Annotated in this window: 23 protein-coding genes; 11 read left to right on the plus strand and 12 right to left on the minus strand. The window is 44.0% G+C overall.

Annotated features, from left to right (window positions below; translation table 11 throughout):
• Positions 1 to 16: 16 nt before the first annotated feature.
• Positions 17 to 1,222, minus strand: a complete 1,206-nt coding sequence (locus Q8W40_RS06465; protein WP_305396396.1) for an MFS transporter — start codon at positions 1,220 to 1,222, stop codon at positions 17 to 19.
• A gap of 94 nt (positions 1,223 to 1,316) precedes the next feature.
• Between Q8W40_RS06465 and Q8W40_RS06470 the strand changes: the two genes are divergently transcribed.
• Positions 1,317 to 2,222, plus strand: a complete 906-nt coding sequence (locus Q8W40_RS06470; RefSeq protein ID WP_305396397.1) for a LysR family transcriptional regulator — start codon at positions 1,317 to 1,319, stop codon at positions 2,220 to 2,222.
• Between the two features lie 53 nt (positions 2,223 to 2,275).
• Here the strand turns inward: Q8W40_RS06470 and Q8W40_RS06475 are convergent, their stop codons facing one another.
• Positions 2,276 to 3,472 (minus strand): CobW family GTP-binding protein, encoded by a 1,197-nt coding sequence (locus Q8W40_RS06475; protein ID WP_305396398.1) that lies wholly within the window; start codon positions 3,470 to 3,472, stop codon positions 2,276 to 2,278.
• Positions 3,473 to 3,731: 259 nt separating this feature from the next.
• On the opposite strand from Q8W40_RS06475, the gene Q8W40_RS06480 reads away from it, so the two are divergent.
• A complete protein-coding gene (locus Q8W40_RS06480) occupies positions 3,732 to 4,595 on the plus strand; it encodes a glycine betaine ABC transporter substrate-binding protein (protein WP_305396400.1) in 864 nt (287 codons plus the stop codon).
• Positions 4,596 to 4,663: 68 nt separating this feature from the next.
• Here the strand turns inward: Q8W40_RS06480 and Q8W40_RS06485 are convergent, their stop codons facing one another.
• The gene (locus tag Q8W40_RS06485) at positions 4,664 to 5,764 is read right to left on the minus strand and encodes an endonuclease/exonuclease/phosphatase family protein (protein ID WP_305396401.1); all 1,101 of its coding nucleotides are present in this window, start codon (positions 5,762 to 5,764) and stop codon (positions 4,664 to 4,666) included.
• Between the two features lie 309 nt (positions 5,765 to 6,073).
• Here Q8W40_RS06485 and Q8W40_RS06490 point away from each other — a divergent pair, with 309 nt between their 5' ends.
• Positions 6,074 to 6,994, plus strand: a complete 921-nt coding sequence (locus Q8W40_RS06490) for an IS5 family transposase (protein WP_305396402.1) — start codon at positions 6,074 to 6,076, stop codon at positions 6,992 to 6,994.
• A 289-nt stretch (positions 6,995 to 7,283) separates the two neighbouring features.
• On the opposite strand, the gene Q8W40_RS06495 is transcribed toward Q8W40_RS06490, so the two are convergent.
• Positions 7,284 to 7,904 carry a protocatechuate 3,4-dioxygenase gene (locus Q8W40_RS06495; protein WP_305396403.1) on the minus strand — a complete coding sequence of 207 codons (621 nt, stop codon included), beginning with the start codon at positions 7,902 to 7,904 and terminating at the stop codon, positions 7,284 to 7,286.
• Between the two features lie 448 nt (positions 7,905 to 8,352).
• Here Q8W40_RS06495 and Q8W40_RS06500 point away from each other — a divergent pair, with 448 nt between their 5' ends.
• The gene (locus Q8W40_RS06500) at positions 8,353 to 9,576 is read left to right on the plus strand and encodes a M23 family metallopeptidase (RefSeq protein ID WP_305396404.1); all 1,224 of its coding nucleotides are present in this window, start codon (positions 8,353 to 8,355) and stop codon (positions 9,574 to 9,576) included.
• 258 nt (positions 9,577 to 9,834) lie between these two features.
• Positions 9,835 to 10,668, plus strand: coding sequence for a molybdate ABC transporter substrate-binding protein (gene modA / locus Q8W40_RS06505; protein ID WP_305396405.1), 834 nt, complete (start codon positions 9,835 to 9,837; stop codon positions 10,666 to 10,668).
• A 77-nt stretch (positions 10,669 to 10,745) separates the two neighbouring features.
• Here the strand turns inward: modA and Q8W40_RS06510 are convergent, their stop codons facing one another.
• The 6 genes from Q8W40_RS06510 to Q8W40_RS06535 form a co-directional block, all read right to left on the minus strand.
• Positions 10,746 to 11,543 carry a phosphodiesterase gene (locus Q8W40_RS06510; RefSeq protein ID WP_305396406.1) on the minus strand — a complete coding sequence of 266 codons (798 nt, stop codon included), beginning with the start codon at positions 11,541 to 11,543 and terminating at the stop codon, positions 10,746 to 10,748.
• A 13-nt stretch (positions 11,544 to 11,556) separates the two neighbouring features.
• Positions 11,557 to 12,408, minus strand: a complete 852-nt coding sequence (locus Q8W40_RS06515; protein ID WP_237322298.1) for a carbohydrate ABC transporter permease — start codon at positions 12,406 to 12,408, stop codon at positions 11,557 to 11,559.
• The gene (locus Q8W40_RS06520; protein WP_237322296.1) at positions 12,405 to 13,319 is read right to left on the minus strand and encodes a carbohydrate ABC transporter permease; all 915 of its coding nucleotides are present in this window, start codon (positions 13,317 to 13,319) and stop codon (positions 12,405 to 12,407) included. The genes Q8W40_RS06515 and Q8W40_RS06520 overlap by 4 nt, the downstream gene beginning before the upstream one ends.
• 176 nt (positions 13,320 to 13,495) lie before the next feature.
• The gene (locus Q8W40_RS06525; RefSeq protein WP_305396407.1) at positions 13,496 to 14,761 is read right to left on the minus strand and encodes an ABC transporter substrate-binding protein; all 1,266 of its coding nucleotides are present in this window, start codon (positions 14,759 to 14,761) and stop codon (positions 13,496 to 13,498) included.
• Positions 14,762 to 14,836: 75 nt separating this feature from the next.
• Positions 14,837 to 15,892, minus strand: coding sequence for an ABC transporter ATP-binding protein (locus tag Q8W40_RS06530; RefSeq protein ID WP_305396408.1), 1,056 nt, complete (start codon positions 15,890 to 15,892; stop codon positions 14,837 to 14,839).
• A complete protein-coding gene (locus Q8W40_RS06535) occupies positions 15,889 to 16,683 on the minus strand; it encodes a DeoR/GlpR family DNA-binding transcription regulator (RefSeq protein ID WP_126608644.1) in 795 nt (264 codons plus the stop codon). The genes Q8W40_RS06530 and Q8W40_RS06535 overlap by 4 nt, the downstream gene beginning before the upstream one ends.
• Positions 16,684 to 16,981: 298 nt before the next feature.
• On the opposite strand from Q8W40_RS06535, the gene Q8W40_RS06540 reads away from it, so the two are divergent.
• Positions 16,982 to 17,575, plus strand: a complete 594-nt coding sequence (locus Q8W40_RS06540) for a histidine phosphatase family protein (protein ID WP_305396409.1) — start codon at positions 16,982 to 16,984, stop codon at positions 17,573 to 17,575.
• An 84-nt stretch (positions 17,576 to 17,659) separates the two neighbouring features.
• Here the strand turns inward: Q8W40_RS06540 and Q8W40_RS06545 are convergent, their stop codons facing one another.
• Entirely contained in the window at positions 17,660 to 18,286 is a 627-nt protein-coding gene (locus tag Q8W40_RS06545) for an isochorismatase family protein (RefSeq protein ID WP_305396410.1), read from the minus strand.
• Positions 18,286 to 18,732, minus strand: coding sequence for a MarR family winged helix-turn-helix transcriptional regulator (locus Q8W40_RS06550; RefSeq protein WP_305396411.1), 447 nt, complete (start codon positions 18,730 to 18,732; stop codon positions 18,286 to 18,288). Before Q8W40_RS06550 ends, Q8W40_RS06545 begins: the two co-directional genes overlap by 1 nt.
• 234 nt (positions 18,733 to 18,966) lie before the next feature.
• Between Q8W40_RS06550 and Q8W40_RS06555 the strand changes: the two genes are divergently transcribed.
• From Q8W40_RS06555 to Q8W40_RS06575, 5 genes are all read left to right on the plus strand, one after another.
• Complete coding sequence (locus Q8W40_RS06555; RefSeq protein ID WP_305396412.1) at positions 18,967 to 19,404, plus strand: hypothetical protein; 438 nt, start codon at positions 18,967 to 18,969, stop codon at positions 19,402 to 19,404.
• Positions 19,405 to 19,551: 147 nt separating this feature from the next.
• Positions 19,552 to 19,740 carry a DUF1289 domain-containing protein gene (locus Q8W40_RS06560; RefSeq protein ID WP_305396677.1) on the plus strand — a complete coding sequence of 63 codons (189 nt, stop codon included), beginning with the start codon at positions 19,552 to 19,554 and terminating at the stop codon, positions 19,738 to 19,740.
• A 164-nt stretch (positions 19,741 to 19,904) separates the two neighbouring features.
• Positions 19,905 to 22,730, plus strand: coding sequence for a M16 family metallopeptidase (locus Q8W40_RS06565; protein WP_305396413.1), 2,826 nt, complete (start codon positions 19,905 to 19,907; stop codon positions 22,728 to 22,730).
• Positions 22,731 to 22,964: 234 nt separating this feature from the next.
• The gene (locus Q8W40_RS06570; RefSeq protein WP_305396414.1) at positions 22,965 to 24,425 is read left to right on the plus strand and encodes an FAD/NAD(P)-binding protein; all 1,461 of its coding nucleotides are present in this window, start codon (positions 22,965 to 22,967) and stop codon (positions 24,423 to 24,425) included.
• Positions 24,422 to 25,285: a permease gene (locus tag Q8W40_RS06575; RefSeq protein ID WP_305396415.1), complete on the plus strand. Its 864-nt coding sequence runs from the start codon at positions 24,422 to 24,424 to the stop codon at positions 25,283 to 25,285. Before Q8W40_RS06570 ends, Q8W40_RS06575 begins: the two co-directional genes overlap by 4 nt.
• Positions 25,286 to 25,567 lie beyond the last annotated feature (282 nt).

Raw genomic sequence — 25,567 nt, forward strand, 5'->3', positions numbered from 1 at the left:
AGCAAGAGGGTCTCATTCATTTGGTTTTAACCCTTATTAATAGGGCGACAAAAATGAGCCCACTTACCCCTGAAATAACCCACACAGCACGTACACCGGCACTGTCTGCTATGGTGCCTAGGGCTAACCCGACTAAGACACCACCTAGGTTCAGTGCGAGCGATAAAATGGATAACGCAGTCGCACGCTGATGATCTTCTATGTATTGATGCATCAGAATGGCGAGCAAAGGCTTGATGGCAAAAATAGCGAACCCAAAGCACAAATAGATCACAATGAATAACAGAGCAGAGTTTGTGGTTGCTAATAGCAAAACCAACACAGAAGAAGCGCCAAAAATCCCAAGTAACTGACGTCCATTATTGTTCAATAAACCTTTATGTGAACGCTTTATCCATGCCGCAGACAAAGCGGCAGAAAAGAAAAAGAGCGCAGATACCCAGCCAAATACAAATACATCCGTTTTTTCATTCAACATAGTAAGCAATTGTGGTTGCCAGTAAGTTTGAATGCTTGAGAGTAAAAAGCCGTGAATGATCTGTAAGCCCAGAACGCGTTTGAGTATTGGATGCTGAATACAAGCCATCAATACTTTTTTTATGACGTTTACATCAGATCTTTCTTTCCGAATCGTCTGCTTTATCTCACCTTCATGGAAACAATAGGGGACAGAAATACCCAGAATTAAGTGCATTGTGAACGCAACGATCAGTACCCAGTGATAAGGGGAGTCATTGTTTGGTAATTGAAGATTACAAGCGACCAGAGCCGCTCCGCTAACGGCACCAAAAGCCATTGCTACTAACGCCCAACCATGTGCGTTACTGAGCAAACTGGGCATCAGGTGATAGCGATGCACTTTCTTTAACTGATCAACATACCATGCTTCCATTGCGCCAGAACCCATGGCGCGAGCGATACCACCTACAAATGATGCAGCATACAAGGCGGGGATGTAATCAAAATAAAACAGCAAAGCAAAGTTCAAGCAATCCAACACTTTGCTTAGCATAAATACGTTCAATCGACCGAAGCGATCTGCCCACGCGCCGGAAGGTAATTCAAATAAAATTATTGCTAAAAAGTAGACCCCAAAGAAAAGACCAATTTGACTAAGATCCATACCTTTGTGCTGGCAAAATAATGCAATCACTGGAGCGAATATACAGATTGTGCCGATGTTAATGGCGTGATGAAGTGCGTAGCGAATGTCGAGCGTCATTCGGTTTTCCTGAAAGTTGAATACGCAGAAATTGTATCGGAGGTATTGAAGTGATAAAAATAGATAAAGAATATGTTAATTATCTATAAATTGAATGATTATTGAAAAAACACTGCCGCTTCTTAAATATTTTCATGCACTGGCTCAAACAGGCAGCTTCACCAAAGCCGCCGAACAGCTCTGTATTTCTCAGTCCACAGTGAGTACTCAAGTACGAAAATTGGAGCAGGTTCTGAGCGTTAAGCTTATCAACCGAAAAAACAAACATCAGTTTGCCCTAACTGCGGAAGGGGAGTCGCTAGCACAGGAGGTGGCTTGCAGTTTTGGGCGTTTGTCTTCTCAGCTAGATGGATTGCAACAAGTGTCGCCGAGCAGCGCTGAACTCACGGTATCTGCTTCAACTTCACTGGGAATTAAATTTGTTTTGCCTGTTATTGCTAAATTGCGACAGCAATACCCCGACCTCACGCTTCATCTCCAAGAGAATGCAGGCAGCAAACATTTCTTTGAAGACAAAATTGATATCGCGACCAATTATGGGGTTCCGGACAATACCTTTCACAGCGTATACATAGGCGAAGTTGAAAAGTGTGTAGTAGCGAGCGATGCGTATATTAAACGCTGTGGGATGCCTAAGGGTTTATCGGAATTGGCGCAGCACTCTCTGATTGCACAATCACATGGTAAGCAAGAATGGCAAACGCTGTTTGCTAAATCCGACGTTGATATTGATTCGTTAGATGTACTCAGCGTATCGAGCAACATAGCAAAACTGGAAGCGGTTCAGTTAGGGATGGGGATTGGGTTGCTACCTCATTATTTACTCAAAAGTAGTGAGGCATCACTTATCATTTTACCGGAATTTGATCTCCAATCGTTGAGGGAGTCACTGTATCTTATGTGTGAAAAACGCAGAAAGGATGAACATAAAATTCAGTGGGTGATGGATAAGTTGGCGAGTGAATGTCAGAGCTTATTAACGTTTGATCATAAGGGGTAATGTTTGTGCATTACCCCCATATGTTTGACCTTCTTTAATTGAATCTAGGCGGCTTAAACCTTAGCCACTTTCTTTGGCCATGGATCGTCAAATTCTCCGCCGTCTTTCCAGTGATCGAGTTCTTCATCGGTCAAGAAACAGCGATTTAACGCCTCAATAAAAGCATCGGCTTCGTCGCTTTGTCCAATCACCGTTAGGCGGCAACGTCGGTCGCCGAAACGGCTGTCTACGCTATCGATTTTGGCTTGCAGAATGTCAAGTTGCTCAGGGGTAAAGTTTTGAGTGTCATCATGCTTTACCGACTCACGCCAAAACCCAACCACCTCAAGACCAACACTGCCGTTGGTTTGGCTCCAAAGCAGTGAAACGTCATCTCGTGTTGGCATCCAAAAGAAACCTTTACTGCGGAATACGCCTTGTGTCAGGTAGCTATGGCACGTTTGCCATAAACGCTGAGGGTGGAAAGGGCGGTCGTCTTTCATCACTTTTGCTACGATCTTCTGGTTATGTTTCCCAGACAGTGTGAGTGGCGCATTAACACCGTCTCTCAGCTCATCAGCCAGTTGTTGCACCATGAAAAAATTGTAGTCTTCAATGGATTTAAATTGCTCAATCCCAACATTACCCCAAGATGTGCTCACAATAGAGGCGTATGGGTTAAGCGGATGCAAAGCTTCGGCAATGCTCTTGATTGATTGCTCATCCAATCGATCGGCTTTAGTGAGAAAAACACGGTTTGAAAACAGAATTTGTTCTACAAGCAGATTTTCTATGCCTCGATCTCCTTTTTGCAAGTTCTCTTGCCACTTCGGGATGAGCGTTTTTGCGTGTGAATAGTCGTCGCGCAACCATGTCGCATCGACTAACGTGACTACGCCTTTTAACGAAAACAGAGCGTGATCTTTAAAATACTCGACCAAAGGTAAAGGGTGGCTGCTACCCGATGTTTCAATCAGGATCCACGGTGGCTGTGCTTGTTGAACCAATTGGTTAAGTGCCTTGTCTAGCTTTTTTATACCTTCTGGGCTGCTTACACTGTCGCCACTGATGGTGACGAAATTGCCATGGCTCTCATTCACCACATCAGTATTCATGACCAACACGCCATCTACGTCTAGCTCGCTCATATCATTAACGATCACTGAAGGCACATATTCAGCCATTTGAGATTGCGCCAAAATACTACGCAAAACGGTCGTTTTACCCGACCCAAGAAAGCCGTGCAGAATAGTGATGGGGGTGGAAGCCATGGATAAACCTTTAGAATTAGATAAGTGAAAGATACCAGTTGTATATGCCCAGTATCTTGAGGTTACTCAGTTGTAAGACGTTATAACATATCAATTATTGGTTTGTTTATCCAATTAAAGCGAACCCAAAATAAGGTAATTTGGACTATCTTTAGCTCATGGAGTCTATCTACGAGAAAACACCGTGAGAGCCAGTTTGAAGCGCCTGATTTGTATTTTTGTTTTGAGTTTTTTGCCTAATTCAGTTTTAGCAACACCTGTGACTTTAATAGAGCTCGATTGGGCCAGCCAGCGTGTGCTTACCCATGCCTTAGCGAATATTTTGGAAGATCAAGGCATTGATACAGACATTGTCGTTCATTCCTCTCCCGAGCAATGGTTACAGTTGAGTACTGGGCGAGCCGATATCCAAATTGAAGTGTGGGAAGGCACAATGGGTAACAAGTTTATGAGTCATGTAAAGCGTGGGCGCATGCAAGTAGGCGGCACGCACCGTGCCACGACTCGGGAAGATTGGTGGTATCCCCAATACAGTGAAGCGCTTTGCCCAGGGTTGCCAGATTGGAAAGCGCTGCAGAAATGCGCCTCCGTATTTAGCCCCGACGGGAAAGGAAAGGGTATTTACTATTCAGGGCCTTGGGAAAAGCCAGATCAGGCTCGCATACGAGCGCTTGAATTGGATTTTGAAGTGGTCACATTAGAAACCAGTGATGAGCTGAATGGTCTGATCCATCGTTATACTGAAAGCCGAGTACCGTTTTTAGTTTTCAACTGGACACCAAATTGGGTAGAGGCAATCTATGAAGGCAGTTTTGTCGAATTTCCCGACTTCACTGAGGAATGCCAATCCGATGCTGAATGGGGTTACAACAAAAAGCATATATGGGATTGCGGCAACCCAAAAGGTGGATGGCTTAAAAGCGTAGTTTCGAATGACTTGGCAATCAAATCACCCTGCGCATTAAACATTGTTCGTCATTTCAAGTTATCTAATTCCGACTTGGCACTTGCAGCGTCATTACTGGATGCGCATACCCTCACTATTGAAGAAGCAGCGCAAGTTTGGCAAATCGGAAACAAAGAACGTATCGATGCCATTATAAAAGAAGCAAATTGCCAATAAGAGCGAAAATGGTGGCGAAGTTGTCTTCGCCACTCATCTTTTCACTCTGTCACTCTGTCACTCTGTCACTAATTTATGTATTCAATGATCCAAGCACCTTGGTTCACTGGTGTACCGGGACGCCACGTGAACACCCTGCGTCGGTCTCTATCGAAAGGTTGGAAATCAGCAGCGTACAAGTATTCATTTTGATGGGTGTTTAAAATACGTACCTCACCATTGGCTATGTTTTCAATTTTCCATTGACCTTGAACGGGTGCATGACCTGGTCGCCATGTGAATACACGTCTTCTGTCTTGATCATAAGGTGCGAAGTCAGCGGCGTAGAGGTATTCCTGTTGATGAATGTTAAATAGGCGGACCGTTCCATCCCCGATATCTTCTAACCGCCATTCTCCACTTGTGACAGGTGTGCCCGGAATCCATGTGAATACTCGACGACGATCGGCATCAAATGGTGAAAAATCGGCTGCGTATAGATATTCCCCTTGCTGCTTATTGAAAATACGAACTTTAGGTCCGACTGCATTGGGAATATTTAGGGTTGTATCTAATGTTGCCCATACTGCTTTGTGATCAGAAATCGGCTCTCCTGAATCATAGTGACCTTGAGCTAAAACCTGAATCGAAGAACAGACGTAATCAACCCATTCATTCGAACACTCTAAAGATGGAAGATCCTGTGCGGCATGATGGCGATACACATTAAAATCACCTGTAAGAATCACGTTTCTTTCACTCGAAAAGTCCGAAATATTGAGCCTGTTTTTCACCCAAGTAGCAAACTTACGCATTCCGGTTCGCTCCCATTGGCTGCCATTCTCATGAAAATTAAACGTATTGTGATAGTGGAACAAATTTAAAGTGTTGCCGTCCCCGATATTAAGGACGACATGCTGAGCATTGCGCTCCCATTTATCCACTGCTGGATCCGTTTGGATCAGTTCACTGTAGGTCGACTTAAAAGGGACTTTAGACAAAACCATGATGCTGGTCGTTTTAACATTAAAGGACGATGCCGTTGTTGAATTGGTTGTTGTATATACATAAGGGTAATCAGAGTATTGGTCACGAGTCTTCTGAATGTCATTGACCTCTTGTAGAACAACTACCTCCTCGCCACTTAGGAATTTTTTGAAGTCTGGAATTTTCTCTGTTCTTCCGTTCATATTGAATGACGCCACACGTAAATCAGCGTATGTTGAAGCGCTAAAAAAGAACAGTAATGTAAATAATAAATACCAACAATGATTTGTATTTTTCATAGGAAAGCTAAGCTCCACAATTAAAATGAAATTGAATAGGCTTTCCAAGATGGATATATCTGCTTTATTCTATTTACATCAACGAGAACTGGGAAAGCTAATATAACTTGGATTGCCCAATTCGATACTAGAGGGGCTTTGTTGCGTAATTCATTGGAACTAAATCAAGAACCTACGATCTGATCAGCTACATTCACTTCACCTCGTAGCCCAATGCCTAAACCTTGTTACAAAACCACCAACTGGAAGCAATACAATCAAGCACTCATTAACCGTGGCTCTCTCACCTTTTGGATTGATGAAGAGGCGATAAGTGAGTGGACGCAAAGCAAGCAGAATACTCACGGAAGACCACGTCGGTTCAGTGATTTAGCCATAACCACGGCGCTCATGGTGAAACGGGTATTTTCTATGCCATTACGAGCGCTACAAGGGTTTATTGACTCAGTATTTAAGCTTGCTCAGCTCCCACTTTGCTGCCCTCATTACACCTGTATCAGTCGAAGAGCCAAGCAAGTTGAGGTGTCATTTAAGACTAAAACGAGAGGAGTGATACAGCACTTAGCCATTGATGCGACGGGTCTTAAGGTTTACGGCGAAGGTGAGTGGAAAGTAAAAAAACATGGGGCGGACGGCAAACGTCGAGTCTGGCGAAAGCTGCATCTTGCCGTTGATACAAGTACTCATGAGATTGTCGCAGCCGAACTCAGTTTATCGACGGTGACAGATGGAGAAGTCCTCCCGAACTTACTGAAGCAAACACGACGAAAAATCATAGAGGTGTCTGGTGACGGTGCTTATGATACAAGAGCTTGTCACGATGCTATTCAGATAAAAAGGGCTGTTGCGCTTGTTCCTCCAAGAGAAGGTGCAGCCTTCTGGGAGCGGGGTCACCCTAGAAACCTAGCAGTGGGTTGCCAGAAGTTATACGGCTCAAATCAGCACTGGAAAGAGCGGTATGGATACCACAAACGATCTTTGTCAGAAACAGCGATGTATAGAGTTAAGCAGCTGCTAGGGGGAAGGCTGAGCTTAAGGAATTACAATGCACAAGTGGGCGAGACTTACGCGATGATTAAGGCGCTGAATAAGCTTACTGGGTTAGGTATGCCTAAAACTTGTCGTATTGACTAATAAATATACGACATGGGACGATTCTGTCTCTGAACTGAATTACGCAACAAAGCCTACTAGAGGTTAGAAGCAACTGAAAGAATAGACTTTTCCTTAAAACAGATCCTTGTAAATATAATTATCAATAGTCGATCTTGGTTCAGGTGATTTCTGAGGAAATGAATTTAAATGGATAGTTTGTTATTTTTATTTCTATGAGTTACGTGCCGGATAGGGTTAATTGTAATAAGGCGTACCGTTATAAATTAATATACCCAAGCATCTTGAGAACACTTGGGTATAGCACCTATCACACTACGACATCAACGCGAGTTTCAACTCTATCGTTGTTTTGGCTAAATACCATAGAAACGCTATCGGCTTCTTGTTTCGACATACGGCGATAAATGCTATCGGCCTTATTGCGATCATCACCAGAAATATAAAATTGTGTTGTCAGTAACTCGCGTTTCTGATCGAATACTTTTACATGAATATGGGGTGTTCTTCCCGGGTATACCGTGGGCTTTATGGTTCGGAAATGGTAATTCCCGTCGGCATCGGTAATGTCGTGTCCAAATCCTTGAAATCCTGTGTCGTACTTTAATTCTCTATCATCACCGGTATGTAAGTACTTGCCATTCACATCACATTGCCATATTTCGATTCTGTGCCCCGCCAGTGGCTGCCCATCTTTCGACAGTATTCTTCCACTCAGATGAATGATCTCACCGCCAGCTTCTTTTACTGCGTTCGACACTTTGACCAAGTCGTTATCGATGTCTGGGAATCGCATGGATGATCGAGGGTAAAACGGTCCCTCAGTGGCACTGGGGGTAAACATTGCAGATACAGCACTTCGTGAATACATAGGCAGCGCAGCTAATGCTACGAGCCCTTTAACTATGCCTCTTCGGCTTACAGATTTCATAATAGGGCATTTTCCTTACTTCAATACCAAAACTTATATGGGTTACAACAAGAAGTGTAGTTGAGATCAAACACAAGACATCACGTGTACCATTACAGAAATCTGACATTGAAGATGAGAAAATAGTTCAGTAAAAAAGATTGAAGAAACAAATATTATGTAATGCTGCTATTCTAAATAACGAATATCCATTTGAATTATTGAGATTTTTCTAAATAAACATAAACGAGTCGATAACTTAAAAATTTTGACAAAATGATATGTTTCGCAAGGAGCTTTATTAAAAAATAGAGATTTAAGAGATTGCTTCCTGTTGTTGAGTTGCATATGTAGGATTTGTCGCATTATTTGTCTTGTTGCACTGAAACACTATTTCAAAGTTGAACCATGAATAAGCACTCACTAGCTTATGTCTTTTTTAACAACCAATGAAAATAGCAGGGAACAAATGAAAATAAACCTTAAGAAAACTAGCCAAGCTGCAACATTGTTCGCGGCGATTGTATTTGGAGCACAAGCGCAAGTTCACCCAGAGGAAGCCTTTGCGGTAACGCCGTTCCAAATACAAAAACTGGACGTTTCAAGCCTACAGCTTATTGATGATCAGGCTTTTGTATTTAGTCCAGAATTGAATGAAATCGATTGGGATGATTTCTTTGCCCAAAATGCACCGCTACTAGCAGAGAAAAAAGAAGTCATTATGCATTGGGCAGGCTACGCCAGTATCAGCCCTAAATTAATTCTTAGTTTAATCGAAATGCAGTCTGGGCTTTTGAGCCAACCAGATGAAGAAAAGCTGGAAAATCCATTACCGGGTTTAACCAATAAAGTGGGTTTCGATGCTCAAGTAAAAGCCGTCACTTTGCGTTTGAGCCAGCGTTTTTATGCTTTTGAAGAAGCATTAAACCGAAAAAGAACGGCGTTGCCTCAATACAGCACACCCGCCACCTTGGCTCTTCAAAGTACATTAGGCGAAATACGCCTTTCCAAGCAGGAGCGATCTCGTCAAGGCGTACAAGCACTGCGCTCTAAAGATCATATGAATCGTTTATTAGATGCGTACTCGCAGGTCTTTTATGGCGAGTCTTTAATTCGTTCTCAGCAACAAAAGAGTGACGAGCCCGAGTTTTCTGCTCGACGCAATACCTACAATACCTTCACTCTGAGATTCCCTTGGCCAAGTGGTTCAGTTTGGCGAAGTGGTGGTGCGCATTCCAACACAGGATCGGGTTATCCTTATTCTTCATTAGATTTCAATAATGGCAGCGGTGGATGGGGCAGCAACACACCTTGGGTTCAAGCGTCTCATGGGGGAACGGTAACGCGCTATTCTCGCTGTAATATTAGGGTAACGCATTCTAGCGGTTACGCTACTAGCTATTACCATATGGATAACTTGCAATACAACACTGGCGATCGGATTTCCGCGGGCGATTGGTTAGGGCGTTACGCGAACAATAAATCCACGGCACTTTGTGATGGAGGGCAATCAACAGGGCCGCACTTGCATTGGTCCTTGTTGCGAAATGGCCGGTTTATTTCACTACAAGACGTTTATATCAGTGGATACCGCGTCGATGTAGGAAACAGCAATTACGATTCGAATTGCTGGAATTTCTATTTCGAGAAAAATGGATACAGAACATGCGCATGGCGTAACCTGTATCACTGATCAATTCTGAATTGAGAATAAGATGTGCCTATACTGTCGGCTTCGGTATAGGCATTTTTTCGAAACAAGAAGACCATTTAAGCGAATAGTTCTTAGCTAATTGAAGTGCACAGCATCAGAAGCGTGGGGCAATACTTACAAGTCCTTACTCCCAGTACGTGAATGGTCTGTTAGTATCTCGTTTCGAAAAGTGTTATTCGACGTGTGTGGATTCATAGAGCCGGGTTACGTGGATATAAAATTAAGTAGGGATAAGAAGTGAAAAAGCGAGTTTTTAAGTTGCAAGCTTTTGAGTCGAGTGTTTTTGGACGGATAGCAACATTAGCGTTCAGCAGTGCTTTAGTGATAAGTAATGCTGTAGTGTTAAGTAGCGCTCTAGCGTTCAGCAGTGCTCACGCGCAAGAAAACATTCGGATCTATGCCGCTTCTTCCATGACCAATGCCGTCGAAGAAATCGTAGAGAAATTTGAGAAAAGCCATAATTACAATGTCATCCCTGTTTTCGGCAGTTCTTCTTCTTTAGCCAGACAGATCCATAGTGGCGCACCCGCTGACGTTTATATTTCGGCCAACAGTAAGTGGGCGGACTACCTAGAATCACAAGGTAACATCAAGAAAGAAAACATCGCCAATCTCGCCAGCAACACCCTCGTTTTAATCTCTTCTCCCGACAAAAATATTCAATTTGATGTCACAAAAGCTAACGAGTGGGCTCGTTTATTAAAAAATGAAAGAATGGCCATTGCGCAGCCCGATGCTGTCCCAGCTGGTATTTATGCGAAAGAAGCCCTCACCAGCCTTGGCGTATGGGACAGCGTAAAGAAAAGAACGGCCCATATGAAAAATGTGAGAGCGACGTTAGCGTTTGTGGATGTGGGTGAGTCGCCTTTAGGGATTGTGTATAAAACGGATGCGATTGCGTCTGGAAAAGTGAACATCTCCCATGAATTTGACGCAGCTTTACATTCAAACATCACTTACCCATTAGTGAATGTGAGCGAAACCGATTCTGCCGCCGTGCTTACGGAGTACTTAAAAAGTGAGACCGCTCAAGGGATATTAAAGAAGCATGGTTTCAAAGTAATAAAGTAATAAAGTAATAAAGTAATAAAGTAAAAGAAATCACGATATTTAAAGGCTCCACGTGTATGGTACGACGGAGCCATCCATTAAAACGGATGCACTTCATTCTCTAGGTCGAGTGATATGAATGAGCTGCGAAACCCATTATCCCAATCATGCACCATGTATCCCCCCGTGGATTTGACGAACCCCACCTGCGCATTTTCTCTATAGTCGGTTAAAAACGTGCTTGCGATTGCGGGGCTGGAGATAACCGTCGACCCTCCGATATCACAGACAATACTGTTGTGTAGATGACCACAGATAATACGAACATCCTGACTTGCTTGCTCAATTACTCGTGCAAAGCTTTCTGAGTTGTTAAGCCGAATATTGTCCATGAATGGAATACCAGACATAAAGGGCGGGTGGTGCAAGGCGACCAGAGCGGGTTTGTCTGGCTGACTATTCAGTGCATCACTCAAAAACGAGAGCGTATCTTGCGTTAATTCGCCTTCGCCCTTATTGGGGATCGTACTGTCTAGCCCTATTATCATGAAGTCGTCCAACGGCTGAACCCAGTTGATTTCACCCGATTGAGACATGTACTGATGTTGGTGAAAACACTGCCTTAAGGGTTCGCGCTTATCGTGATTGCCCGGAATCAAAAAGTAGGGAAGCTGCAACTGGTCAATGATGGATTTGAATACTTCATAGCTGCTGAGATCGCCTTTGTCGGAGATGTCTCCTGTTACGATCACGGCGTCTATTTCGCCCAACATAGGCAAGTCGCTCTGAATCTTTTTTACGGCGTTCTCAAATATCTGATGGGTATTCAGCACATCGGACACTGTACTCGGTCGAGCGGCAAGGTGTACATCCGTGATTTGGAGGATTCGTGACATAGGAGTGATTCCTTTATTTAATCCCAGCACGCAGGAATGCTTGAACAAACTGGCGTTGGAAGATCAAGAATGCGACAAGTAACGGCGCAATAGACATCATGGTCGCCGCTGAGATAACCGAAATATCCACCCCATTTTCAGGCGCACCGAATATCGATAACCCAACGGTTAGAGGTCGAGTATCATCGGAATTGGTGACGATAAGTGGCCACAAGAAATTGTTCCAATGCGTCGAAACCGATACGAGTGCGTATGCCAAGTAAGTGGGTTTGGCTAAAGGCACGTAAACCTTCATCAGAATGCCAAAAGTAGAGCACCCCTCGACGCTTGCAGCTTCATGCAATTCTACTGGTACAGACTTGAACGACTGGCGCATCAAAAATATACCGAATGCACTGGCCATATAAGGCATACCGACACCCAAGATCGTATCAAACAACCCGAGTTTCGATGTAATGGCGTAGTTTTCGACAATCAAGACTTCAGGAAGAATAAACAACTGAAGCAAGACCAAAATAAAAACAAAATCTTTGCCCGGAAAAGAGATCTGCGCAAATGCAAACCCCGCCAAGGTGGTAATGATAAATTGCCCAATCAATACGATGGTCACCAGACAAAAGGTATTGATGAAGTACTGTATCCAAGGTGCGCCTTCCCAAGCGAACCGGAAATTTTCCAGTGTCCAACTTGAAAACAGGTTGAAATTTACGGCATCGGACGTGGTATGAAATGCCGCAAAAAAAGCGAACAACAAAGGCGATATCCATACAATGGCCAGAAGAATCGCACCAAACGAGTCGAGAAAATCCGCCATTTTGTCTGTAAAAAGGCGTTTAGGGACGAATGCTGGAGAATGCGTGCTCATTGATAGTGTGTCCTTCTATCGAGATACAGAAATTGCACCGCAGCCGCGATACCCAAAACAATCAACACCATAACGGTCAGTGCCGCCGCGTGAGGTGCATCGAAGAAGGCAAACGCCATTTCCCAGATGTAGTAAAGAATCAGCTTGGAGGCGTCAGACGGCCCCCCTTTGGTGAGAATAAACAGATGATCAATGAGCTTGACGGAGTTGATCATGGCATTCACCACAATGAACAGCGTCGTTGGCATGAGAAGAGGTAACACAATACGCCTGGTGTATGTCCAGCGGCTGGTGCCCTCTATGTCGGCAGCTTCTTTATAATCCGTCGGAATGGTTTGAAGCGCTGCTAGATAGAAAATCATGAAAAATCCGGCTTCTTTCCAGATAGTCACAATAACGACCGCCCAAAGTGCGGTGTCTGGCCGACCTAACCAGTTTACTGAATCAAAACCAAACCACGCTCCAATTTGGTCCAAAATCCCCAAGTGTGGTGTGTAAAAGAATAGCCATAAGTTCGCTGCAGCAATCATTGGCAAAACGGTTGGCGTGAAATAAGCCGTCCGAATAAAGCCCGTTGCTGACATTTTTGAATTTGCCCATAGCGCCATTATTAAAGCGATAATGATGGACGCAGGAATGGTTACACCTGCGTAAAAGAGGTTGTTCTTAACCACAATCCAAAACGTTGGGTCGTTAAACAGATCGACATAGTTTTCTAAGCCAGAAAACTCAGACGGCTTTCGACGGGTTCCTTTGGAAAACAAGCTGGACCAAAATGTCGCTATAGAAGGATAAAAAGCAAACAGCGATAGCAAAATGGCGGCAGGCGTCAGCAAAAACCACCCATAAAGGTGCTGCCTACGTTTTTCCATTGCGGCGTATTGATTCATAGAGTGATCTGCATAGTTCATTACGAATGCGCTCGTTTAGGTCGTACTTCTTGTATGCCTGGCGGAGCGACACTCAGTTATAGTGATGCGGAGTAAGCACCAGCCAACACATTGCTGGTGCTTATACCCAAACTCGTATCTTGAGGTTGTTTGAGTATTCAACCATTTACGAGAGTTTCTGTTAGCTATCGCGATTACTAGCGATATTGTTTCAGGAGTCTGTTGGCAGATTTTTGTGCCTGCTCCAATGCCGCTTCTGGTGTTTTGGTTCCCGTAAGCGCAGATTGAATCGCATTGTTTAACCCTTCACGAACACGAGCCGTTTCATACGTCGAAAACTCGGCAACCGCATGTTCTAATTGATTACGTGCAACCAAAGCTGGTGGGAAAGAAACCGCGTACTTTTTCAATGATTCCGTTTCATACGCACTTTTTGATACGCCCATATAGCCTGTCGAGATAGACCAATGCGCCGCTTGTTCTGGGGCTGTCATGAATTTGATCAGTTTTAGAGAAGCCGCTTTTTCTTCATCCGTTGTGTCTTTAAAGATGTAGAAATTCCCGCCCCCAGTAGGAGAACCTAAACGTTCATTCCCCGGCAGCATGGCCACGCCAAAATCAAAGGATGCTGATTTCTTCACCGCAGACAAGTTGCCCGTCGAGTGCCACATCATGGCTGTTTTTCCTTCAAGGAATGCCTGACGTAACGTGCCCCATTCCACTGTGCCCTCAGGCATGATTTTGTGTTCTTCAGACAGCGATTTCCAAAACTTGAGCGTTTCTACAACAGATGGATCATCGAAGTAGGTTTCTAACCCGTCGTCCGACATTAACTTTTTACCGTTCTGAATCGCGAGGGCTTGGAACATCCAGTATGGATAACCCGTTGATGGAATCATCAACCCAAAGGTGTCATCGTTGGTGAGAGCCTTCCCCATTTTGACCAGCTCTTCCCATGATGTTGGTGGCTTTTCAGGATCCAACCCAGCTTTGCGGAACATGTCTTTGTTGTAGTACGCCACAATGGTGGAACGCTGAAATGGGATGCCCCATGTTTGTCCTTCAGCTTGGCCGTTTTCCATCAGCGCTGGATAAAAGTCGTTTAACCATGCTTGATCTTCTTTGTCGTTCATAATGTCGTCAAAAGGCGTGATCAAGTCTTGATCAAGTAAGTCATACACATCGATTGAAAACATCACAGCTAATTGAGCCGGTTCACCCGAGTTTAAGGCAGAAAGTGCTCGCACTCGCGTGTCATCGTAGTTACCGGAGTAGATCGCATTCACTTTGATATCCGGATTTTCAGCTTCGAAATCCGTTACCATCTTATCCACTACTTTGGTTAACGGCCCCCCGACCGCTATCGGGTAGTACATGTTTAACTCAGTTTCGGCTAGGACTGACTGACTCGTACCAGCGACCATGCCAGTTAAAACCCATCCCAGGACTGTAGAGAACTTCATAGTTTCACCATTGGTTTATTAGCTGCTTACAGCAAGCGTTAACACAGCTTCAGCATACTTAGCTGAGGCCGATATTTACTGAGCCGATGCCTTGTCGGACATTCGGTCCCCATTACTATCAAATAGGTGGAGCGCACTATCTTCGAATGAGATATTCACGGTGCTTCCTTCTTTTAGCGAGGTATGCCCGTCCAACTTAACCACCAACCCTTTGGCTTCTGGGTGGTTTAAACTAATGTGGGTTTCAACGCCAAGATATTCGCATTCCGAGACAGAACAAGTTAGGTGGTTATGGTTACTGCTCACAGAATCTTGTTCTATGTCAGAAATGCGTATGTTTTCTGTCCGTATCCCCACTGTGTGGGCATGTTCAAAGCCCTTTAATGCGGATGCAGAAATCAATGCCATTGGCGGAGCGCCGACAAACTCTGCTGCAAACGTATTCTGGGGTTCGTTATACAATTCTTGAGGGGTACCCGATTGCATGATTCGCCCGTCTTTCATCAGTATGATGATGTCGGCCATGCTCATGGCTTCGGTTTGGTCGTGAGTAACGTAAACCACGGTCATTCCCAGCTTTCGTTGCAGCTTTTTAATGTCTCTACGAACCGAGTTTCTAAGCTTTGCATCCAAATTAGACAGCGGCTCGTCCATTAAACAGAGTGGCTGACCTGCCACAATCGCTCTGGCTAGTGCGACTCGCTGGCGTTGTCCGCCAGACAATTCCCCTGGTTTTCTTTGCTCGTAGCCAATCAGCCCCGTGATGTCTAACGCGTTATTCAGCTTTTCTTCGCGCTCCTGCTTGGGCACTTTGCGCACTTTCATCCCAAACATGACGTTTTCTGCCACAGAAAGATGAGGAAAGAGGGCATAAGATTGGAAAACCATCGACAAATTTCGAGAAGCAGGGGCGAGTTCTGTCACGTCCCGTGAATCGATAACGATGTGACCGATATCGGGTGTTTCTAACCCCGCAAGCAAACGCAATGTGGTGGACTTACCACAGCCCGATGGGCCAAGAAGGGCGACAAAAGATCCTTCCGGAATTTTGAACGAGATACCTTCAACGCCAAGTTGACCGTTCCATCGCTTGCCAATGTTGTCGAATTCAACAAAAGGTTGTTCGCTCATGACATGCCTCCCACTAGCTTAAGACGGTCGCCCACACGCTCACTGATTGCAGACACATCTTCATTTGGATGTTGATTCATTATGATTTGGTCGACATCAAAAATACTGCCGCCGACAGCAGGGGCGATTCTGCTGAGTTTGGTACTGTCCATCACCAAAATAGACGTTTTACAATGCGTTCGAATGGCTTCCCTTACACGTACTTCGGATGCGTGGAAATCCAACATTCCCCCATCTTCCGATACACCAGCGACACCAAAAATGCCAAACTCCGCTCGATAGGAGTTGAAGAATGTAAGGACGTCGTCACCCAAAATGTCTCGGTCAGGGAGGCGTAATTCCCCACCCGGAAGAATCACGCGATTGGTTAACTCGCTGCTCAGTGCCATTGCCGCATTTAAGTTATTGGTCATTACCGTTAAGCCGGTTTTATCGTGCAGTGCTTCGGCGACCATAGCTGGTGTAGAACCGATGGAAATAAAAAGCGTAGAACCATTTGGGATCATGTCTGCCGCTGCCATAGCAATTGCTCTCTTTTCGCTATGGTTTGTTATGGCTCTTTGATCGTAAGGCGTGTTAAGAGGTTGCTCGAAACGCTCCACGCCACCATGTCGCCTACGGAGGCGATTGTCGTTACACAGGTGGTTGATGTCTCGTCGAATGGTTTGAGCAGATACGCCCAACACCTCTACCAAAGTTTCAACAGAAACATTCCCTTCCTGCTGAGTCATTTCAATGATGAGTTCGCGCCGGATATCGGTTTTCTTCGTGATTTTTGGGTCGTGATTCATATTTGTTCATATCTCCACTTTCGTTTGAATATAATGATAGATTTAACATTTATCCAAAAGATAATGAGTATTCGAGCGTTTTATTGTTCATTTATTGATCAAACGCTCAATAATGGGTAAGTTAAAGGAAATGACATCAGGTGTTCATAACAACGTCACGAATAATAGGATCATTTGGTTAAGAGGGAATAGCAGTTTAATGTGTTTAACTGGCTGTTATTTAAGAGTAACTTAGGCTTTGTTTTTTGAGTGGACAACAGACTCAGTCCGCATTTAATCATTTACAAAAGGGAAAGGAATGCTCGAATTTAGAAATACATACCTTTTGATGCGTCACGGAGAAAGTGAAGCCAATGTTGCAGGTATTGTGGTCAGTGACCCAGCCATCGGTTGCGTTCAGTATGGTTTAACGCAAACTGGCAAGCAGCAAGCCATCACTTCTGCCAACGCCTATTCAGGCGAACCCATTACGCTGGTGGTGCATTCCGACTTTAAACGCACGGTTGAAACTGCTGAAACGGTAAAAAGTACACTCGGTATTGCGAGTTCGAAAGTCGATGTTCGGTTACGGGAACGCTTTTTTGGTACGTGGGAAGGTAAAAGCTCAGACACCTACGAAAAGGTATGGGCAAAAGATGGAGAGTCTTCAACACAGACCGACAACGATGTTGAAAGTGCTCAAAGCGTCTGCGACCGAGCATGGAGCCTTCTACTGGAATTGGAAGAATCTCATCAAGGCGCGGTTATATTGCTGGTGTCGCACGGAGATACGCTCCAAATTTTAAGTACAGTATTCAACAACTCGGTACCAGGGCAGCACCGAACATTGCCTCACCATGAAACCGGACAAATCAAGCAGATTGCCTCTGTAGGCGATAGACTTTGTAGATAATAGCCTCTGTAGATTGTTGCCTCAGTAAAAGCGAGCCTCTGTTTTCGGTTTGAAGATGCGACTAAAACAAAACCGGTGTTGGTTCTACCTTAATACAGCGCCGTTTTGAGCTAAGGTTTTCAACACTTCTTTTCCCTTTTTGGGTTCAGCAGCCAGTATTGCCTTTTCAATAAGTTCGACGTTATAACCTCGCCCAAGAGCCGCCTTTGCGGTTTTATCAACGCAGTATCTTGCATCTAAGCCAACAATTCGGAGTGTGCCAACTTGCAGTTCTTCTAGCAGTTTATCTAATTCGCCTGTCTCAAATGAATCTTGTACACGCTTTACTAGGGTATGATCTGATAGATCGGAGAAAGGCTCGGCGACTTCAGTCCCTTTCGTTCCTGCAATAGCTGCCCCACCCATTGTTAACCGTGACAACACTTGTGTTGACAAAATAGACCATTCTTGTCGTATCGCAATGATTGGAAGCCCATTCTCTTTTGCGTTGTTTACTTCATCGAAGATCGCTGTTTGAGCGTTTAATTTATCGTCTTCACTGAATTGGTCTGAATCCCAAAACACAGTTTGAAGATCGACCATTAATACTGCGGTATTGGGGCGATGACCTATTGGATAACCTTTACTGACGGTTCCGATTAAGCGTATACCGTTCGCAAGCCATAACAACGCAGCCACAATAGGAAGAACGATCAGCCATTGTATTATCATTATTCTTCCTTACTCTTGGTTTGGAGTTCTTTGGTGAGATGCCTAACAAGTGATAGAGCAGAGGCAATATCGGTTTCACATAGGTTGCTCGATACACCATCAAGCAGTTCTCGTTCCCGTTGTATTACCTGACAAATAACATCTCGACCCGACTCCGTTAACGTGATTAGGCTAGAACGCTTGTGTCGAGGGTTTGGGATTCTTTCAGTGCTTCCAGACGCAATTGTGTCGTTCACCATGACCTGAACATATTGTCGCTTGATATCAAGCCGTTGCGCTATTTCTGGCACCGTTAGCCCGCCATGAATATAAAGAATCTCAAGCACAGCACGCATTCGAACCGTCAACCCAGTTCCTGCCAGCCCCTTTTCTACGACCTCTTCAGCCGCTTGCATCAATGGACGCGATGCCCATATCAATTCATACAGTTCTTTTGTCTTTTTCATGACATCATTAATGTCATATTGACAATGATGATGTCAATTGTTTTTGGTTGCTTTTTGTTCAAACTGAATGGGCGTCACGTATTCACTGATCTAACGAATGAGTGATCACAAGTGCAGGACATAGAGCGGATTCTCTCCTTTGTGCTTCGTTATTGATGCTTTTAATTGTTATGTTATATTGTTACAAAGGTGTTGGGTGGATTTGTACCCAAGTAGTAAACGAGAACGAGTGGTATGAAAGATACAAAAGGTGTGTTCCGCAATTTAGAAAAAATGCTCCGACAAGCAAGTTGGTTTGATGACGATTGGGACATTTATAACCGCGGGGACTATCTTCAGCTCTACAAACAGACTTGGTTTAATCAAAATCAGGGCGGGATCCATTTCGAAACGTTTATCGAAGCGCCCCAAATAAAGCAGAAATCTTTCCCTGTATGCATGCACGCTGAAGAGGATTGCCCGTCACAATCTGAGTTTATTCGCCAATTTATGGAGCTGGAAGGAAAGCGCATAAACAGCTGGAAAGGGTATAAAACGCCGGATAGCAGTTATGGTATTTGTCAGCGTACATTGCCACTGAATTTCAAAAACCTAGAACAGCGCTTATTCGAAGAGTTTAATCGTCTTCGAGTTCTTGAAGAGAGCGTCGAGCAAGTACTCCTTAAACTCTGATATACCCAAGCTGTTTGAGGGCTTTAGAGCTTTATATTTATAGAGCTTTCTGGCTTTAGAGCCCTATGTTTATAGAGCTTTATGGTTTTAGAGCGTTAGGGCATGGAAAGCGTTAGAACACCAACGAATGATGGTCAGGTTGAAGAAATGAAAAAGAGAAAAAGCCCCTGTATTGATATGTGCGATTTCTCGGGCACCAAGGGCTGGTGTTTGGGATGCGGCAGAACGCGAGAAGAATGCCAAAAGTGGAAATCAATGAAGCCTTATGCCGCTAAACTTCTTCAGAAGGAGCTGCAAAAAAGGATGTCGAAATTGAATGCCGAATCAAATAAATAAGCTCTCCATTAAACTAAACAAAAGCGCTGTTTTGTTCATAAGTTTTCATTTCTATTCATAGTTGCTCATGTCTGGGTAAATCTCTCGACTTCTATTGAACCAATCGATATTTTCACAGTCGACCTATTCTTATAATTAATAAAGATACTTAGAAAATGACATTTATGTTTACACAAACTAGTAAGCCTTTCGCTTTGCTGCTACTCGCGACATGTTCATTTTTTGCGCATTCCTCGCAACAAAATGACGCTTTGTGGTATACGCCTACCGACATTCCCACGGACGAAACTGTTCAATTATCTAAGCTCGATAATGGCATGCGAGTCATCATGATCGACAACGACTTACCAAAACAAAGTATGTCGATACAGATGTACATTGATGCAGGCTCTCAACAAGATCCTCAACCCTATTCAGGGCTAGCGCATTTTTTAGAACACATGGCGTTTAACGGATCTACTCATGTAGAAGAAGGTGCAATGATCCCCATGTTGGAAAAGCACGGCCTTGCGTTTGGTGCCGACACCAATGCTTCGACAGATTTGGGGTACACCACATACGAGCTGGATTTACCTAAAGCCACACCAGAAGCCATCGAAACGGCACTATTCTTACTTCGCGAAACGGCGTCTGAGTTGACACTATCACCAAGCGCTATTGAACGTGAACGAGGTGTTATCCAAGCGGAGCGTCGAGTTAGAGGAACTCGAGAACAGCAGCGCTACATAAATCGTATTCAATATCTATTGGGCGATTCAAATGTTTATGAGCGACTGCCCATCGGCACTGAATCTTCCATAAACAAGATAAATCGGGATTCGCTGAAGTCATTCTACAAACGCTACTACCGCCCTGAACACACCACATTGGTTGTATCTGGTGCAATCCACCAACATCAAATGATGAAAAAAGTCCAAGAGCACTTTGCAAGCTGGCAACCAAAATCGTCAGGGCAAGCGATTGTGGACCCAACCATTACCTATTCCTTACCTAAAAAAACGGAAGCGTACGCCAACATTGACCCAAAAAATCGCTATATCGTTATTGGGCTCAACTTCATCTCCCCAAGAGACAATGCGCCATATGGGAAAAAACAGCATCTTGAGTACCTGAATGAAATCATCGCTTTGAGAGCATTCAATCACCGCCTTAAAAAGACAGTGGAGCGAAACGACGCAGATGGCAAACTTCGATACCCTGGTGCGTCATTGGAAGGGCAATCTGGTGTCGTCCGCATTCGCAACCTGTCGGTGATCACCGATGAAGGAGGGTGGCAACACGGGCTTCAAACCTTGAATCATACCCTTAAGCAAGCCACAACATTTGGGTTCAGTGAACGAGAGATTCAACGTCAGATCGAGTCGTATGAGGGTGCGCTTGAGAATGAAGAAGAACAGCGTTTCAGCACCCATAACACCACTCTGTCTAACCGCGTGGTGAACGCTTTGGACTCTGGTGAACCTTTGGTGTCTGAACGGACGGTACGCCAATTGTTTGCAGAGATGAAATCGCAACTCACGGTCGAGTCCGTAAACCGCGCATTCCAAACCCACTGGTCTGACAGCGCAGCGCGCTTGTATCTGGATGATCGAAGCGCCCCTTCCAACATCAATAAGCAAATACTAGACGCATACCAAGCGATGCAACAAGAAAAGGTGGAACCTTACAAAGAGCAAGAAAGCCAAGCTTTTGCTTATACCGACTTTGGCCCCGCTGGTAAGGTTACCGAACTCAAACCCACTCAATTTGGTGATATAAAGCGCTATCAATTTGAGAATGGTGTGATGCTGAATGTGAAGCCAACGGATTTAGAAATAAACACCGTATACCTCACCATTAATTTTGGGCAGGGGGTGTTAGGGCTTAATGAACATGACGCGCCAATGGCGAGTGTATTTGCACCCGCAATGGTATTGAGTGGCGTAAACAAGCACACCATGGATGAACTCCAAGAGATGTTTGGCGGCCGCTCCCTTTCTGCTTCGCTTAAAGCTCAATACAATAGTTTTGTTAGCGAAGTTGCGCTGGACTCATTAGATGTATTCGATCAACTGCGTTTTAGTGCGGCATTACTGACCGATAATGGGTATCGCAAAGAAGGCTGGGACTCAGCAGTGCGCCAGTATGCTGATTTTCTTGCCAGCTACGAAAGCGAACCGAGCAGCGTACTGGGTAGACAATCTTCTGCCCTTCTCCATGGTGGCGATAGCCGATGGAGTGTTCACTCGCTTGAGCAAGTTCGTCGTTTAAGCATCAAAGACGCGAAATCTGTGCTCGACAAAGCCATTCAGAAGGGGCCAGTCGAGATTTCTTTAGTTGGTGATATTAGTTTGGAACAGGCCGTTCACTATGTAGCGAATACCTTTGGTGCGCTAGACATAAACGCGCAAGCGCCTGCCAAGCCATTCACTCTATCTCTGCCTGCATTCAAAACGGAGCCAGTGACACTTTTCCATACTGGCGATGCAGAAAATGCCATTGTTTCGGCATACTGGAAGGTCTCTGATGGTTCAGATCCATTGCGAAACATTCGACACAGTGTTCTTCATAGTGTCCTTCAAAGCAAGGTGACCGAAACTATACGTGAGAAAATGGGAGTGGCTTACAGCCCAAGTGTGTACCTAGAACAATCGAATTGGTTAAAAGACTTTGGCTATATCAATATCGAAAGCCGCACCGCATTGAAAGATGTTGAGAAAGTAGAAGCCGTATATCAACAAATTTGGCAAGCGCTCCAAAAAGCACCCATTAGCCAAGAAGAGCTAGAACGAGCAAAAGCACCGATTCTTGAGACATTGGCGCAAAAGCCACAATACAACCAATATTGGTCCAATGTAGCGTCGGTTGCTCAATCTCAACCTGCGTTAGTGGAAAATGAAGTGCTTTACATAGACGCTTTAAAATCGATCACAGTAGAAGACATTCAACGCCTCGCTCAATCAATCCCAGAAGATGAGTATTTATCGATTCGCGTGGTACCCAAACCGTAATGTAACAAGGAGGCAATTGCCTCCTTTTGTTTATGTGGTGTGATGGAACGTTGTGACGACGAAAACATTAGTCTAAGTTAATTCTATTTACCGTAAGCCAATAAACATTGACGAGAATGAAGTCTTCTAAATCTAGCAAAATAAAACCTGTTTTATAAAAACTAATTGCATATATGGTTGGTTTTTATAAAATGCAGCCTCTGTAACTAAATGCTTGTTATTTATGAGGTACAAATGGAAATGTATGATATTGCAATTGTTGGGTTTGGAGCGACCGGAGTTGGTCTTTTGAATGAAATGCAAAACGAACTGTTCACCAAACGTCATTTAACTCCTTCAGTTGCTATATTCAACTCAAGTTCTAGTTTTGTAAAAGGTAAAGCTTTTGGAGATGCTGCTCCTGCTCATATAGTTAATACTCCACCTGAACTAATGTCAGCCTCTGCATTAGAACCAAACAGTTTCAGCCGCTGGTTGACGGAACAAACTAACGCGGCGCCCCAGTGGCCAACACGAGTGACTTTTGCGAAGTATTTGGAATATATATACGATGATATTAAAGCAGCAAATCTCATCCACTCTAAAGAATTTATGTCTGATGTTGTTGGTCTGATTAAAGAGGGTGGGCGATTTATCTTGACTCTAGAGGATGGGAAGACTATCTGCGCTCATGAAGTGGTCTTATGTCTAGGATCTATTAATGCTCAGAATTTTACAGAATTTTATGGTAATCATGGCTTTATAAAGCATCACTCTGAGTTTGAGCGAGTTCCAAGTAATCATATTCTTGTTGCTGGATCAGGGCTCACGGCCGTCGACGCATTTCGGCACATTGCTAAGAAACAGCAAGCAACAGTAAAGATGTTTTCTCGCAGTGGTCTAGCGCCTACCTGCTTGAGCGAAAGTAATCAATATGTACCCAAGCACCTCAGTTGGAATGCGCTTGTTCGCGAGAATCATTTATCGCCGCTGAAAGCGTTTATGAAACTGCTTCTAGCGGAACATAGAGCACTTAAGGGAAATTCGGAATTTAGGTACGCAACTCGACTTTTACATTCTGGGAAGCAAGCAGAATACTTTGATTACTTAAAAACTAGAGCCTTAAACGGGGACTTACCATGGCAAGATGTCTTGGTATCTACACGTTACTGGTTCCACAAACTTTGGAAAGCTATGCCTCTTAGTGAAAAATCAGAGTTTATGCGTCGCTTTGGTGCATTATGGTCTGCGTGGCGCCACCCAATTCCTATCGATTCGTTCTCTCAATTGGGAGGTGCTGTAAAAGATCACAAATTACAGTTTTACAAAGCATTATCAACTCCGCTCCATAAGAATGGAGTATTTGAAGTTTCAACAACGAATGGAACACTAGTTTCGGATTCTTTGTGGGATGGAACTGGAGGCAATACAGTATTAAAAAATACGGAGAGTCGACTTTTACAACAAATGTTTAAACAGGGATATGCAGAAGCCCACCCTTGTGGAGGACTCGTCATCAATCCTAAGACGTTTGAGATAATTGCTGATGGTAAAGCTATTGAAGGGCTATACAATATAGGTCCACTCAACCGAGGGGTTCTATTCTCCACAAATGCTTATTGGTTTAACGCTCAATGCTCTGAAAAGTGGGCACATCAGTGGTTAAAACGCATCACCATCAAAGAAGAATTAAGTAAAGAGACCCATTATTCATGATGTCATTTATGCCATTTATTTATCTACTTGTTGGCTTCTGCGTCGGGAAAACGCGTCTGAACCTTAAAGCGATAGCATCCCAAATTTTGACTAAATTGGTTATCCCATTGGTCATCATTTGGAATATCTCACTCCACTTAGAACAAATGGTGTGGGTGATTGTGCTGACTTTTGTTATCACCTTAATATTATTTTTTGGTCAACAACGTTTCGGAAAAGATGCGGTGCGGAGTCTATGTTTTTGTTATTTGAACATAGGTTGGTTGGGGTTACCCATTGCCCATACGCTGTTTGGGGAAGAGGCAGCTAGATTTGTATTGGCGGTCTACATTGGTAGTTCAATTTTTGGCAATTCTATTGGAGCTAACTTCCTTTCTAAAACTCAGCGCTCTTTTATAACGATATTTAGGTCGCCTCCTGTCGTTGCACTTGTTGTTGGCTGTTTGCTCATCCCCTTTAATCATTGGGTTGAAAGTTACGCTGGTTCAATTTATCAGGTAAGCAAATTTCTCATGAGTTTTCTAGGGATGATGGTACTAGGTATTTGGTTATCGGAGACTACTTTAAAACGTTGCGACGCTTTGACTTACACCAAAACTTATCTTTTTCGTATTCTCATATTGGGAGTGGCGTTATTGATGGTAATGGTTACCTACTCACAATTTGACACACACATAATGAGCGAGCAGATGTTATGGCTTTTCTTGATATGCCTCCTTCCGCCTGCTGCTAATATCATTGTTTTAGAAACATCTTATTTAGGCACGGGAACCAGTGCTGCTAGAATTTCAATAGAGACAGTTGCCAGCTTATTTGCTATTGCGGTTTATGGGGTAGTTCTCCATTATCTGCCTATTTAATTTAAGCTTTTGATAGCAAGACATTTCTCATAAAAAGGAGGCATCAGCCTCCTTTCCCATTCCAATTTTAAGCAACGAAACCCTATCTACGGTTTGCCTCACTCGTATTTGCCCCCCTTTTCAGCTAAAAATCGACAAACTTCAATCTCAAATTCTCTTGTTTGGCTTACTCACCCATTACCAATATCACACGGTAAGTTTATCAAGTGTTACTATCACTGCTCTGCATTTGAAATAGCCACAGTGCCCGATACTGTTTAAGACAATGTTGACCAAAAACTT

Origin of the sequence: Vibrio penaeicida, from assembly GCF_030689305.1 — a bacterium.
GTDB lineage: Bacteria > Pseudomonadota > Gammaproteobacteria > Enterobacterales > Vibrionaceae > Vibrio > Vibrio penaeicida_B.

What these genes read in the sequence shown, in the direction of transcription:
- Q8W40_RS06465 (WP_305396396.1), bottom strand. Translation starts at nt 1,222, where the DNA reads ATGACGCTCGACATTCGCTACGCACTTCATCACGCCATTAACATCGGC.
- Q8W40_RS06470 (WP_305396397.1), top strand. Translation starts at nt 1,317, where the DNA reads ATGATTATTGAAAAAACACTGCCGCTTCTTAAATATTTTCATGCACTG.
- Q8W40_RS06475 (WP_305396398.1), bottom strand. Translation starts at nt 3,472, where the DNA reads ATGGCTTCCACCCCCATCACTATTCTGCACGGCTTTCTTGGGTCGGGT.
- Q8W40_RS06485 (WP_305396401.1), bottom strand. Translation starts at nt 5,764, where the DNA reads ATGAACGGAAGAACAGAGAAAATTCCAGACTTCAAAAAATTCCTAAGT.
- Q8W40_RS06490 (WP_305396402.1), top strand. Translation starts at nt 6,074, where the DNA reads ATGCCTAAACCTTGTTACAAAACCACCAACTGGAAGCAATACAATCAA.
- Q8W40_RS06495 (WP_305396403.1), bottom strand. Translation starts at nt 7,904, where the DNA reads ATGAAATCTGTAAGCCGAAGAGGCATAGTTAAAGGGCTCGTAGCATTA.
- Q8W40_RS06500 (WP_305396404.1), top strand. Translation starts at nt 8,353, where the DNA reads ATGAAAATAAACCTTAAGAAAACTAGCCAAGCTGCAACATTGTTCGCG.
- Q8W40_RS06510 (WP_305396406.1), bottom strand. Translation starts at nt 11,543, where the DNA reads ATGTCACGAATCCTCCAAATCACGGATGTACACCTTGCCGCTCGACCG.
- Q8W40_RS06515 (WP_237322298.1), bottom strand. Translation starts at nt 12,408, where the DNA reads ATGAGCACGCATTCTCCAGCATTCGTCCCTAAACGCCTTTTTACAGAC.
- Q8W40_RS06520 (WP_237322296.1), bottom strand. Translation starts at nt 13,319, where the DNA reads ATGAACTATGCAGATCACTCTATGAATCAATACGCCGCAATGGAAAAA.
- Q8W40_RS06525 (WP_305396407.1), bottom strand. Translation starts at nt 14,761, where the DNA reads ATGAAGTTCTCTACAGTCCTGGGATGGGTTTTAACTGGCATGGTCGCT.
- Q8W40_RS06530 (WP_305396408.1), bottom strand. Translation starts at nt 15,892, where the DNA reads ATGAGCGAACAACCTTTTGTTGAATTCGACAACATTGGCAAGCGATGG.
- Q8W40_RS06535 (WP_126608644.1), bottom strand. Translation starts at nt 16,683, where the DNA reads ATGAATCACGACCCAAAAATCACGAAGAAAACCGATATCCGGCGCGAA.
- Q8W40_RS06540 (WP_305396409.1), top strand. Translation starts at nt 16,982, where the DNA reads ATGCTCGAATTTAGAAATACATACCTTTTGATGCGTCACGGAGAAAGT.
- Q8W40_RS06545 (WP_305396410.1), bottom strand. Translation starts at nt 18,286, where the DNA reads ATGATAATACAATGGCTGATCGTTCTTCCTATTGTGGCTGCGTTGTTA.
- Q8W40_RS06550 (WP_305396411.1), bottom strand. Translation starts at nt 18,732, where the DNA reads ATGAAAAAGACAAAAGAACTGTATGAATTGATATGGGCATCGCGTCCA.
- Q8W40_RS06555 (WP_305396412.1), top strand. Translation starts at nt 18,967, where the DNA reads ATGAAAGATACAAAAGGTGTGTTCCGCAATTTAGAAAAAATGCTCCGA.
- Q8W40_RS06560 (WP_305396677.1), top strand. Translation starts at nt 19,552, where the DNA reads ATGAAAAAGAGAAAAAGCCCCTGTATTGATATGTGCGATTTCTCGGGC.
- Q8W40_RS06565 (WP_305396413.1), top strand. Translation starts at nt 19,905, where the DNA reads ATGTTTACACAAACTAGTAAGCCTTTCGCTTTGCTGCTACTCGCGACA.
- Q8W40_RS06570 (WP_305396414.1), top strand. Translation starts at nt 22,965, where the DNA reads ATGGAAATGTATGATATTGCAATTGTTGGGTTTGGAGCGACCGGAGTT.
- Q8W40_RS06575 (WP_305396415.1), top strand. Translation starts at nt 24,422, where the DNA reads ATGATGTCATTTATGCCATTTATTTATCTACTTGTTGGCTTCTGCGTC.